The 12,684-nt window shown below is 64.6% G+C and carries 9 protein-coding genes; 3 read left to right on the forward strand and 6 right to left on the reverse strand.

Annotated features, from left to right (window positions below; translation table 11 throughout):
• Nucleotides 1-53: 53 nt before the first annotated feature.
• Nucleotides 54-2,774, reverse strand: a complete 2,721-nt coding sequence (locus SH412_RS23335) for a c-type cytochrome (RefSeq protein ID WP_336520437.1) — start codon at nucleotides 2,772-2,774, stop codon at nucleotides 54-56.
• Nucleotides 2,775-3,077: 303 nt separating this feature from the next.
• On the opposite strand from SH412_RS23335, the gene SH412_RS23340 reads away from it, so the two are divergent.
• Nucleotides 3,078-3,767: a polysaccharide deacetylase family protein gene (locus tag SH412_RS23340; protein WP_336520438.1), complete on the forward strand. Its 690-nt coding sequence runs from the start codon at nucleotides 3,078-3,080 to the stop codon at nucleotides 3,765-3,767.
• Nucleotides 3,768-3,875: 108 nt separating this feature from the next.
• Here SH412_RS23340 and SH412_RS23345 read toward each other — a convergent pair whose 3' ends face one another.
• Complete coding sequence (locus SH412_RS23345) at nucleotides 3,876-5,165, reverse strand: MFS transporter (RefSeq protein ID WP_336520439.1); 1,290 nt, start codon at nucleotides 5,163-5,165, stop codon at nucleotides 3,876-3,878.
• Between the two features lie 341 nt (nucleotides 5,166-5,506).
• On the opposite strand from SH412_RS23345, the gene SH412_RS23350 reads away from it, so the two are divergent.
• Nucleotides 5,507-6,838 carry a phosphohexomutase domain-containing protein gene (locus tag SH412_RS23350; RefSeq protein ID WP_336520440.1) on the forward strand — a complete coding sequence of 444 codons (1,332 nt, stop codon included), beginning with the start codon at nucleotides 5,507-5,509 and terminating at the stop codon, nucleotides 6,836-6,838.
• 112 nt (nucleotides 6,839-6,950) lie between these two features.
• Here SH412_RS23350 and groL read toward each other — a convergent pair whose 3' ends face one another.
• Together groL and groES are read right to left on the reverse strand one after the other, a co-directional pair.
• Nucleotides 6,951-8,567 (reverse strand): chaperonin GroEL, encoded by a 1,617-nt coding sequence (groL, locus tag SH412_RS23355; protein WP_336520441.1) that lies wholly within the window; start codon nucleotides 8,565-8,567, stop codon nucleotides 6,951-6,953.
• A gap of 105 nt (nucleotides 8,568-8,672) precedes the next feature.
• Complete coding sequence (gene groES, locus SH412_RS23360) at nucleotides 8,673-8,993, reverse strand: co-chaperone GroES (RefSeq protein WP_336520442.1); 321 nt, start codon at nucleotides 8,991-8,993, stop codon at nucleotides 8,673-8,675.
• Nucleotides 8,994-9,425: 432 nt separating this feature from the next.
• Between groES and SH412_RS23365 the strand changes: the two genes are divergently transcribed.
• Nucleotides 9,426-10,208 carry a hypothetical protein gene (locus tag SH412_RS23365; RefSeq protein WP_336520443.1) on the forward strand — a complete coding sequence of 261 codons (783 nt, stop codon included), beginning with the start codon at nucleotides 9,426-9,428 and terminating at the stop codon, nucleotides 10,206-10,208.
• Nucleotides 10,209-11,091: 883 nt separating this feature from the next.
• On the opposite strand, the gene SH412_RS23370 is transcribed toward SH412_RS23365, so the two are convergent.
• Nucleotides 11,092-11,529 (reverse strand): hypothetical protein, encoded by a 438-nt coding sequence (locus tag SH412_RS23370; protein ID WP_336520444.1) that lies wholly within the window; start codon nucleotides 11,527-11,529, stop codon nucleotides 11,092-11,094.
• 171 nt (nucleotides 11,530-11,700) lie between these two features.
• Complete coding sequence (locus SH412_RS23375) at nucleotides 11,701-12,675, reverse strand: transglutaminase family protein (RefSeq protein WP_336520445.1); 975 nt, start codon at nucleotides 12,673-12,675, stop codon at nucleotides 11,701-11,703.
• Nucleotides 12,676-12,684 lie beyond the last annotated feature (9 nt).

Genomic DNA, 12,684 nt, shown 5'->3' on the forward strand with positions numbered 1-12,684 from the left:
TCTCGTAGGGCAGGCTCCCGCCTGCCGCAATTCGCGAGGAGTTCAAAGAGTACCTACCAGAGGTACTCCAGCACGATCTGCGCTCCGCCATCCTTCAACGTCAGCGGAACGAGCAGTTCCTTCTTCCCCGCAGAATCTCGGATCGACGGGGCTTCCGACGACCCGTGAACCACCAGCGTCCAGAAGCCATCCACCAGATACTTCCCATCCCCCTGCGGCTCGATCTTGTCCGCCGACAGCGCCCGGAACTGCACCGGTTCGCCGGTCCCCTTCACGGTCAGCGTCCGGCGAAAGGCCGCGTAAGGATCGCCCTCGCGCATCAGCGGTGCGATGGCATCCTCGACGGTCAGCCCCTGCCATTCGTAACGGAACGCCGGCCGGCCTTTGTCATCGAACTGATAACCGCGGAAGCGAAAGCCCGCGTCGCGTGCTTTGCCGGCAGGCCACGACTCATTGGCGGACGACAGCCGGGCCAGCGGCTGTCCCTGCGGCAGCGGAATCACGTGATCCCCCAGCGGACCTTCATAACCGGCGCCTCGGCCGTTCCAGTGCCGCGAGGCGTCGATAAACGCCCCGTGCCAGATCAGCGCCAGCCGCATGTCGTTGGCGTCCCACGCCAGGCTGGCCTTTTCCGGATACCCCACGCCGATCGCCCGCGAACCCGCCCCTTCGATGAAGTTGCGATAGACGATCGGCGAGCCTTGCGGCAGCAGCTCGATCGGCTCGCGGACCAGCCCCGCCGGCACCGCCCCCTTGTCCCCGTCGCCCAGGTACAGCCAGACTGCGCGAATCTGCTGGTCGACTTTGCCGCCAAGCACGTTCTTGATGGTGCTCTGACCGAACGGCCACGGGGCCGGCATGCGGGTCCCGGAACGAAAGACCTGCGGATTCCGCATGTAACGATCGAACCAGTCCGCCCGCAGCCGTTTCGTCATCGTCGTCAATGAAACCGCGCGAATCCCCTGCGCCGGGTACTGGCCGAAGTCGTGGCACTTGATGCACGACAGCGCCGTCCCGCCGACGAGCTGCCGGCCGTGCGATTTCACACGGTAGTCGGGCTCGGCGAACTCGACCTTCGGAGCCGTGTCCGGTTGCAGATCGGCTGAGGCAAATGCCTCGACCAGGTGCCCGACATTCCCCATGCCGAATTTCGGCATCCGAGCTTTCATGTAGACCTGTCGGTCGTCGGCCCCCTTCTGGAACAGCTCCTTCAGCCAGTCCGCCTGCAGCTTGTCTCCGACACCGGTCAGCGCCGGCGGAATCCGGCCTTCGTCGCCCATCTCCTTCATCGTCGTTTCAAAGAATGCGTCACGCCCGGGCTCGACGCCGCCGATCTCGCCCCGCTTGTGGCAGGCATAGCAGTTGAAGGCGACCAGCGACCGATGGACTACCGCGGCCGGAGCGTCGTCCCCCTGCGGCTGCTTCAGGGCCGCGACCAATGCTGATCGCTGCACCGTTGACAGCCCGAACCGCGGCGACTGCCCGGCCGGTGACTCCGCCAGACAACCTGTCGTTCCCTTCAGTTCCGCCAGTGGTTTGGCCGCGATCTGCGACTCCAGTTTGCGGTCGCCGTCTTTGAGCTGGTGGCACGCCGCACAACCGAGCGAGCTGAAGAGGGCCTTCCCCTTCTCCGCCAGTTCCGCGTTTCGCACGAAGCCTGGTTTGGCGTCGGTCGTTTCTTTCGTCAGCGAGACGAGGCCGGCGACCGGCTGGCGGTTGATGCCGCCGCCGGCGATTTCCAGGTCCAGCGTCCATTCGCCGCCCCCCTGGAAGTATTCGACGACCAGCTTGTGCCATCCGGCGTCGAGCGGCATCCGGCCTTCCTTCACCTGGTGCGGGTGAACCCCGCCGTTCTTGATGACTTCGATGTCATCGATCAGCAGTCGACTTCCGTCGTCCGATCCGAGGAAGAACTGAAATCTCCCGGTCTTCGGGATGTTGAGCCAGCCTTCGAAGCGGACCGCAAAGTTGTTCGTCTTTCCGGCGACCGTCAGATCAAAGCCCGAGCACTCTCCTTCGGACTTCGGCTTCAGCTCGCTGAAGTCCGGCAGGTCGTCCCAGCCCCCGTCGTAGACCGCGAACTTCAGATTCGGGGCGACATTCACATCACGGACGAACGAGTGCGCGATCGCGCGAAAGTCCTCGTCTTTGAGCTGGAAGGCCGGCATGCGACCCGACGGCCGGCTCTTCAGCGGATCTTTCAGAAACGCCTGCAGACTGGCCGACGTGTACTTCTTCGCCAGATCCGGCAAGGCTACCGATGTCATCAATGCAGCCGCTTTATTGTCGCGCGGGGCATGGCAGGCCAGGCAGCCGACCTGCTGAAACAGCTTCTCGCCTTTCTTGGCCGCGCCCGCATCGGGGAACGTGTCCGACACGCTGCCGGTGCTGGCGAGGAAGTGGGTCAGCGCCTCGGCGGCCGCGAGCCGTTCTGATGCGGGGAGCGCCGCCAGCACGTCCGGCATGGTCGTGCCGGGCTTGACGTCGTGGGGACTGGTCAGAAACGCCTGGATCCACTCCGGTCGAACCCGCCCCCCCACGTCATCGAGAATCGGGGCCTGCTTTGACTTCACGCCGGCCGTCGCCAGTTCGCCTTTGTGGCAGGCCAGGCAGTTGAGCTCGGCCAGGAGCAGCCGGCCCCCTTCGGCGGCATCGGCGTCTGCCTCCGAGTAGAACCGCTCGAAACCGGGAACCTGCGGATGGGCCGCGGACGCCATTGCGGGAAACAGCAGAATTCCACAGGCCAGCCAGACGCCCAGAGCCGGTCGCAGCATCGGTTCCACTCCCGCAGGTCCGCTTCGCCTGCAGGCGATCGGACAGCCAGACATGTGTCAATCAAAGTTCGTCAAGGATAATAACCGCCCCCGGCAGACCTCGCCACGGACCGTCGGCAGACTGGATGGCCGCGGCGAACTCTGCCGGGACCTGCCCAATTGGGACACGATTCGCGATCCCTCGGCCGCCAACTCCCTCAAGGTTTGGCGCTGCATCGTCGAGACCTTGCAGAGAGTGTTCGCAGGACTCGGTCCCGCGTGTGAATCGCCGCGCCAACCGGGTTCCGTGGCAGGGAAGCCAGCATGCTCCGCGAGTGGTCCGGGACGGTTGTTCCGCGCTGCGTCTCCTGGATGTTCGACAGCGCCGTCTGGACGCTACCCGGCGACTCCGTGCGACCGCGGATCGCCCTCACCTTCGACGACGGTCCGGAACCGGGCGTCACCGAACGCATCCTGTCGACGCTGGCCCGTCACCGAGTTCCGGCCGCGTTCTTCATGCTCGGTCGGAACGTCCAGCGTCATCCGGATCTCGTTCGCCGGGTCGCCGATGCCGGTCATGTCATCGGCAATCACTCCGACACCCATCTCGATGGCTGGCGCGTCCGAACGTCCAATCTGTTGACCGATTTCGATCGCGGGGCCGATGCCCTGGCCGGCATTCTCGGGCATCCGCCCCACTGGATGCGGCCCCCCTATGGACACTTCACGCTCCCGCTGATCGCCTGGTGCCGTCGGCAGCGGCAGCGGATGGTCATGTGGGACGTGGCCCCGCCCGACTATTGTCCGGGCGTTTTGCAGCGGGACGTCCGTCAGTCGCTCGATCGCTGGCTCCGTCCCGGCAGCATCGTGCTGCTGCACGACAATGCCGCTTCGGGCGCGGTCACGCCGGCACTGCTGGACGACTACCTGCCGCGGCTGCGCGACGCCGGCTGGGACTTTGCGCCCCTGCCGGACTCCGAGCAGACGGCGCCGAGCTGGCGCGCAGCGGCGTGATCCGTAAGCGCGATAGGGCAGGCTCCCGCCACCGAATTGTGCTCTGAACCACCAAGAAAAACGCCCGGACGATTCGTCCGGGCGCTGGGGCATCGAGCAAACTCGCTCTTATTGCAGTCCGGCCGGCTCGGCCGCCAGGTCGGCGGAGAGATCGGCGGCGGCAACTGCGGGCTTCATTCGAAAAGCCGCGAGGAAGATCAGCAGCGACGCGATCACGCCGGCCGCCGGTACCATCCAGAAGCCCCGCCAGTCGGTCACGCCGGTTTCCGGATTGGTATAGGCCTCCGCCACATAACCCGACAGCACGCTGCCGAGGTACATGCCGACGCCGTAGGTCAGGAAGCTGAACAGCGCCTGTCCGCTCGCCCGGATTTCCTTCGGGGCGGTGTTGTCCACATGAATGAAGCCGGCGGCGAAGAAGAAGTCGAAGCAGATGCCGTGCAGCGCGACGCCGATAATGACAAGCGCGAACGGACTGCCGACGGCGAACATGGCGTAGCGGACGCCCCAGCAGAGCATGCCGAGCGCCAGGACCGACTTCATGCCGAATCGCTTGAGGAACCAGGGGAGGAACGGCAGCAGGAGCATCTCGGCGAACTGGCCGATGCTCATGGTCGAGGCGACGTCCTTGACTCCCGCACCCGTCTCCAGGAACTTCCCGGTGAAGCTGTAATAGAACGCCAGCACGATCGTGATGATGAACGACACGCCGAAGAAGACGGCGAACGAGGGATCCTTCAGCAGCCCCAGCGCCCGGATGAACGGGATCGCGTCGCCTGCCTTACCGGTGGGAGGCGTATGCGGCAGCGCGAAGCTGAAGAGCCCCAGGACCGCCGACAGTCCCGCCGCCAGCAGCAGCGGCAGATTCGTGTGATAAGCCGGCCTGCCGGGCGTCGACAGCACCTGCCCGACGATCAGACCGACCGCGATCCAGCCGATCGTGCCCAGCACGCGAATGCCGGGGAAGTCCCGTTCGCCGCTGGGAATGTGCGAAAATGCGATCGAGTTCGACAGCGCCAGCGTCGGGTTGTAGAGCAGCGAATAGACGAAGGTCAGACCGATCAGCATCATGTAGTGGTCGGGATTCTGCACCTGGGCCATGGCATACAGCAGCCCGGCCCCGGCCAGATGCAGGATCGCCATCAGCCGTTCCGACGAGAAGTACCGGTCGGCGATCTGGCCGACGAAGAGCGTCGAAAAGATGGCCCCCAGGGGCATCAGGCTGTACATCGTGCCGATGTGCGTGTTGCTGAACTTGAGGTGCCCCAGGTAGTTCCCCAGCACCACGAACCACGCTCCCCAGACTGCGAACTGGAGAAACATCATGATCGACAGATTAATCCGCAGATCCATCCGCAGTGGTGGAGCATCCGTGGCGATGCCGGACGAGGGTTGCATGCAGGGGAACTCCGTCGAAGTGAAGACGTGATGGACAAGTCGACGACGCAAGGCCGATCGTTGATGCGTGACATTCTGACGTCGCCGCCGGGGAATTGCCACCAGCGGCCCGCCGCGGTCCCGCCGAACCGGATCACATTGACCGCCAGCCCCTTCCCGCGTACAAGTCGAAGCGGTTTCTCCACCAGTCATTCACAGGGGTGGCCGGGGCTGGACCGAAGGGAAGCCCCGGTCTGCCGCATGAGATGCGAACACCCGGGCTTCGCGAAGGCGCTCCAGCCCCGGCCACCCGACGCTGTTTGCAGGCGGCTTCTGGCGGCAGCCGGCATGGGACGTGACGAATGCCTTCCCCGGACCGCGAGCCCGCCGAATACCTCTGCCCGGGCGAAACCCACCCGATCTCGCGCTCGGTGCATCTGGCCCGGCTCGCCGCCTTCTACCCCGCCTGCCGGGAATGCCCGTGCCGGAACGAGACCGGTCAGTTGCCGCAGGAACTGATCGGCCGGTTCGCCGAGACTCGGCAGCGCGCCCCCCGGCCGACGTGGATCAAGGGCGAAGGCGTCCGCGCGGTCTATCTCAACGAACTGGATCGCCCCCGGACCGCCGACTGGGCCGCCGCCCTGGCGCTCCGGCTCTGGGATGACATCCCCCGACCGGGTCGAGAATCACCGACGCCGCCCGCGGACACGGACTCCGCCAGCCCCCTCCGCCGGCACGCCGGGCCGAGCGTCGTCGTCGGTTACGACGAACGCTCATCGTCGCCCGACCTCTTCGCCGGCGCGGTCCTTGGACTTCGGCGAATGGGCTGCCAGGTGATCGATATCGGCCTCACCACAAAGCCATGCTGGCGGTTTGCCGTCCATCATCTGGAAGGGGCGGCCGGGATCTATATCACCGGCGCCGGCTGCGATCCGGCCTGGACCGGTTTCGATCTGGCCGGCCGTTCCGGGATTCCGTGGAATCGGGCGACGGAGCTGGTAGCACTGGAGCAGCGGTCGCGGGAGTCTGTGATGCGTCCGACCCGGCAGGCGGGCGCGGTCCGTTCGTTCCGGGCGATGATTCCGTACCGGGCTGGCTTGCGGAAGCACTTCCACGCGCTGCGCCCGCTGCGTCTGGCCTGCGGTCAGCCGGGCGGACTCGGAACGCGCTGGCTCGAACAACTCTTCGCCGAACTTCCCTGCCAACTCGTGCCAGTCCCGCTCCCCGTCCGCAGACGACAGCTCGACGACCCCGCCGATGGGGACATTCTCCGCGTCGCGGAATGCATTGCGCGGGAGGGGCTCGATCTCGGACTGGTGATCGACGACGACGGCGAGCGCTGCACGATTCTCGATGAGACCGGCACGCCGTTAGCCCAGCGCCAGGTCGTCGACATGCTCTGTCGACGGCTGCTGCGCGACCATCCCGGCGGGACGGTCGTCGTCACGAGCGATCTGGCGTCACACCTCGGGGTGACCGTCGGTGCTCTTTCAGGAACGCTGGTCGTCACCGGACATGACTCAGCCGAACTGGCCCGAGCGGTCTCCGCAGAACATGCCGTCCTGGGAGCCGGCAGCGACCAGCGCTGCTGGTTCGACGAAGACTACCCGGCCTGCGACGCGATTCTCACGCTGGCCGCGACATTGCAGGCGTTGAGCTGGAGCGATGCGCCGCTGTCGGAAGTGGCGAGGTAGATTCCGAACCAGCTCCGCAACACCCGCGGCAAACAAAAACGCCCGGCTTTCCAAAGAAAGCCGGGCGTCTGAAAGCTGCCATCAGGCCCCGCCGGTCGCGGAGCGACGGGCCTTAGTACAGGTCGTTATCGTGGCCGCCCTTTTTGCCTTCGTCGCCTTTCGGCTTCTCGGCAATCAGCGCGTCGCTGGTCAGCAGCAGCGTCGAGACGCTGGCCGCGTTCTGCAGCGCGCTGCGGGTCACCTTGACCGGGTCGATGATGCCCGACTTGACCATGTCCACATACTCGCCGTTGGCGGCGTTGTAGCCCATGTTCCCCTTCAGTTCCGAAACCTTCTCGCAGATGACGGCGCCGTCGACGCCGGCATTGTTCGAGATCTGGGTCAGCGGAGCCCGGCAGGACCGGACGATGATGTTGAAACCGGTCGTCTCGTCAGTGTTGAGACCTTCCGGCTTCAGGTCGAGCGAAGCCCGCAGCAGGGCCACGCCGCCGCCCGGGAGAATCCCCTCTTCGACGGCCGCACGGGTGGCGTGCAGGGCGTCTTCGACGCGGGCCTTCTTTTCCTTCATTTCGCTTTCAGTCGCGGCGCCCACGTTGACCTGGGCCACGCCCCCCGACAGCTTGGCGATCCGCTCTTCGAGCTTCTCGCGGTCGTAGTCGCTGGTGCTGTTCGCCACTTCCCGACGGATCTGCTCGGTGCGGGCCTTGATGTCGGCCGGCTTGCCGAGGCCTTCGATGATCGTGGTGTTGTCCTTGTCGATCACGATCCGCTTGGCGCGGCCCAGATCGGACAACTGCACGTTCTCGAGCTGGATCCCCAGGTCTTCGAAGATCGCCTGGCCCCCAACCATGATCGCCAGGTCCTGCAGCATCGCCTTGCGGCGGTCGCCGTAGCCCGGGGCCTTCACGGCGGCGATCTTGAACGTGCCGCGGAGCTTGTTGATCACCAGGGTCGCCAGGGCTTCCCCTTCGACTTCTTCGGCGACGATCAGCAGCGGCTTGCCCGAGTTGACGACCTTCTCGAGGACCGGAACCAGATCCTTGATGTTGCTGATCTTCTTTTCGTGGATCAGGATGTACGCGTCTTCGAGGACGCATTCCATCGACTGCGGATCGGTGACGAAGTACGGCGACAGATACCCGCGGTCGAACTGCATCCCTTCGACGATATCGAACGTCGTCGTCAGGGACTTGCCCTCTTCGACGGTGATCACGCCGTCCTTGCCGACCTTCTCCATCGCGTCGGCGAGGATCTGGCCGATTTCGGTGTCGCCGTTCGAAGCGACAGTGCCGACCTGGGCGATGGCCTGCTTCTTATCGCACTTGACCGCCATGCCACGGATCTTTTCCGTGATCATCTCGACGGCCTTATCCATGCCGCGCTTCATGTCGATCGGGCTGACGCCCGCCACGACGGCCTTAAGGCCTTCGCAGTAAATCGCTTCGGCGAGCACGGTGGCGGTGGTGGTGCCGTCGCCGGCGACGTCGCTGGTCTTGCTGGCGACTTCGCGGACCATCCGGGCGCCCATGTCCTCGAACTTGTCCGGCAGCTCGATCTCGCGAGCGACGGTGACGCCGTCCTTCGTGACCGTCGGCGAGCCGAAGCTCTTTTCGATAATGACGTTCCGGCCGCGGGGGCCGAGGGTCACGCGAACGGCCTTGGCGAGCTTCTGCACGCCGCGACGCATCGCTTCCTGGGCTTCCTGATCAAACGCGAGAATCTTAGACATCGAGAAAACTCCGGTAATGCAGTGCGATGTTCAATGGAGGGAAGCGGAAGGCCCCGGCAGTCATCCGCGAGCGGCCTGCAGGCTGCCACGGGGCGGAAAGCGGAACTAGCCGACCACCGCGAGAATGTCGCTCTCGCGCATCAGCAGATAGGTCTGTTCGCCGACCTTGAATTCGTCGCCGGCGTACGAGCTGAAGATCACTTCGTCGCCCGCCTGGACGGTCAGGCCCACACGCAGCCCGTTATTCTTGACGTGACCTTCGCCGACGGCGATGACTTCGCCGCGCTGCGGCTTGTCGGTCGCCGAATCGGGCAGCACGATGCCGCCGGCGGTCTTCTTCTCCGCTTCAGCCCGTTTCAGGACAACGCGGTCGCCCAGCGGGACCAGCTTGATCTCATCAGCACTCTTGGACGACTTCTTCGCCATTCAGATTTCCTCCAGCAGTTAACCACGATGCCTGGTATAGACCTCGCGCACAGTGACGCGATCGTGTGTCGTCCCGCGTCAGATGCGAATCGCATGCCACAGGACGACATGACGTAACCTGTTGTGGAGGAGTGCGATGCGTGATCGTGAAGGCGAATCGAAACTGCCATCCCGACGGTCCGGCCGGCCTGGATTCCTCGGGGCGCTGCCAATCTGGCAGACCCCGCCCGAGTCCGCCACGGACGGAAACTGCCAGGCAACGGACGCTTGCTCGCCGATCGGTAAACTCATCGCAGCCCCCGCAATTGACAGCGATCCCGTCCGTCAGCGACAATCGAGATCTCTCAGGTCGCCTTGCCCCGCTGCTCCCCCCGATTGAGGACGGCTGGGACGTGCTCGATCCATCGTGCTCCGACTTCACGAGATCGACCTATGACCGCGGCTGCCGACCGTCCTTCCCAATCGATCCTGCAGCGCGCCCGGGATTCGTTGCGCGTCCGGGATTGGGTCGCCGCGGAGCAGCTTTACCGGGATGCGATTGTCGCCGAAGGAACGGGCCTCGCGCACGTTGAGTTTGCCGAGCTCCTCGGAGCCCGCGAACGCTACGGGGAAGCCCTCCGCCAGCTCACCGCCGGACAGGATGCTGTTGCCAAGTCCGACGACGCCCTGCTGACGGCACGGCTGCATCACAATTTTGCCGCGGTTTACCGGGCTCTCGGCCAGCGAGAGCTGGCTGCCCGCTTTCAGCAGCGGGCGCTGATGGCCCAGCCGGACGTCGGCCCCGAAGAACTGCTGGCGCACGCGAATGACGCCCTGCAGGCGGACCGGCTTGAGCTTGCCGAGCGTCTCCTGGAAACCGCATTCGAGCTGGTGGAACCTGCCGAACAGCCGGAACTGGCGGCGGAACTGCTGGGGACGTTGGGACTGACGCGGGGGCTTCGACGCGAGCCGCGCGCGGGGCTGCGTCTCGTCCTCGCCGCCCTGCGCCTGCATCGCGACGCGGGGGACGTCGTTGGGGAGATCTGCGATCTGATCAATCTGTGTGCACTTTGCGAAGCACGGGATTGGCTGCAGACCGCCGAGCGCTGCGCGGAACTGGCGCTGTCGGCCGCGCAAACCGCCGATCTGCCGCACTCGACGGAACGAGCGCGCCAGATTCGTAACCGATTGCGCGAACTTCGCCGGTTGGGCGCCGTCGCTCCCGGCCAGAACTGATGGCGAGATCTGAAGCCGATTGTGTTCCCGGAGCGCGGGGAATTCCACGTTCGGTTCCACAGTTCGCCGGCGCCTTGCGATCAGCAGTCAGGGAGTTCTCCCAATCCGAGTTCGGAGATTTTTCACATCGACGGAATAAATTGGGGTTGTCGAAACTGGAGAAATCGGAAAAGATCCTTGTAGAGCGGTTCGCGTAGACGTTACGCGACGGTTCGCAAGCCTGCGAAGTGACCGGGCCTGGCTCCCGGCCGAAGCAGGGGGTTCTTTACGAGAGGAGGTGGTCTTTTGGATTACGAGTGTAAACGCCAGGAGAGTGGCCTCTGCTAGTGGCAGTCGACGGGTTGCCGACTGGCAGCCACTGACTCGTGAAGGATCTCCGATCCTGAACGAGGAACCGAATCGCAGCCCCGGATTTCGCAAGGAATCCGGGGCTGTGTTTTTTTGCGGAGGTTCACCACCGCAACGGCAGAAAACTCATGAACAGGCAGAGGTGACGACGGGCCTGCGAGATTATCAACACAGTCGGCGGACTCTCACCGCCGTGGACGAGGGAATTGCGATATTCTCGAACTGCGTGGGCCTGAGCGATGCAATCGTCCGGGATCCGGCAGAACGCGCCAATGCCGTCGACCAGGTCGCGCGTTCGCGTGGGTGACTCCTTCCGGCGTGCCGACGTCCAGACAGAGCGTAGACCGGATTCAAATTCGGCAAACATCCGGATCACGTAGGTCGCTTCGAGGTTGTCCGATGCGCCGTACAATTCCCGGACACGCAACCCGGCGGGTATAGCGCCAGAATCGACGTGAACCTCTTCCAGCAGATGGTCGACAGCGAATCGCGTGCCAGGTGTTCGCGCTCGACCGACTTTACTCGCCGCAGCCAATCAAACCTGCTGGACGACATGCTGCGTCATCTGATCGAGGACCGAGCTCAACGACTCTCGCGTGAGGGTTTCCGGAATGACATCGGGAATCCCTGCGACCGCGCCGCCCGAGTAGACGGGATGGTGCAACTGCCATCCGTCGTCATAGAAATAGAGCGTTGCGACGTCGTCGTACGCCGGCATCAGGGAGAGATCGACCACGCCTTCCGCCCCCGGCGCCGAACGGGCAATTGGCTCTACAAGGATCCGAACGGTCTGGCGCTGCAGCAGCAGCGCTGGCGCAGCATATGCCCCCAGTTCGGAGTCGCGGAGTTGGACCTCGATTCGACGAGTGGACCACCCGAGGTCGATCGCCCACGACTCGACGGTCCGGACGAGATGATCTAATCGGTCCAGCCACGCGGCTCGAAGACGGTCAACCTGTTCGACGATTGCCACTGTAGAAACTCTCGCGTACGTTCACGCAACGAAGAGCCCCATTTACGCCCCCGTAAGCGCTGCAACACCGCATCCTGATCATCGGGTCAGAACAGGAGAATGTCAAGACTTTGTTTCACCACGCGCCATCGGGCCACCCACTGCCCACGGACCACTGGCGACCGACAACCCTCACGCCTGCTGTTGCTGCTGCTGTTGCTGCTGCTGTTGCTGCAGAATTTGCTCGCCCGCAAAGTCTTCCCGCCGCTGACGCGCGATCGCCGTAATCGGCACGTCGAGCGGCGGCAACTGCTCCTGCCAGGCCAGCGACGGCATCCGATCCAGCTCCCGCGTCGCCACCCGCACGTTGATCAGCTCGTTCCCTTCGCCACGGTAGGTCCCCTTGTTCGGCGGTACGTCGGTAAAGTCCCGGCCGATCGCCACCTTGATGAACCGCTCGCTCGTCGGACAGCCGTTGGTCGGATCGAAGCCGACCCAGCCCATGTCCGGGATCCAGACCTCGCACCAGGCGTGGCTCTGCGACTCCTTGTTCGGCCGATGAATGTAGCCGCTCACGTATCGGGCCGGCACGCCGAACGACCGGCAGACGGCGATCATCAGGTGCGCGAAGTCCTGGCAGACCCCTTTGCCATGTTTCAGAATGTCGTCGATCGGCGAGTTGGCGTCGGTGAAGTACCGGGCATACTCGAAGCGGCTGCGGATGTATTCCCCGGTCTGGCAGAGCCACATGCCGATCCGCCCATTGTCGCGGGGGTGCAGGTCCTGCAGCAGCGGCTTCAGGAGCGGGGTCGGACTGACCGGGCCGCGAAGCTGCAGCAGATCGTAGATCGACAGATCGACGTTGTCGAACTGCAGCGGGAAGGTCGACTGGCTCGTCATCAGGTCCCGCCGTCGCGGATCGGTCTCCACGATGCTCGCCGCCAGCAATCGCACCTGGCGATGCGGCTGCAGCAGGTTGAAGTGATGCACGTGGTTGCCGAAGCCGTCGGAGTACCGATGGACCGACGTCGGCTGGCTGACCGCGATATGAAACAGATGGCAGCTCTGCTCGCCATCCGTCACCGGCTCCATCCGCAGCTCGGCGAGCCACTCACGCACGGGAGCGGAATATTCCAGGGTTGTCTCGTGCTGGATCTCTAGAATCATGGGGATTGG

Source organism: Planctellipticum variicoloris (genome assembly GCF_030622045.1).
GTDB classification, from domain to species: domain Bacteria; phylum Planctomycetota; class Planctomycetia; order Planctomycetales; family Planctomycetaceae; genus Planctellipticum; species Planctellipticum variicoloris.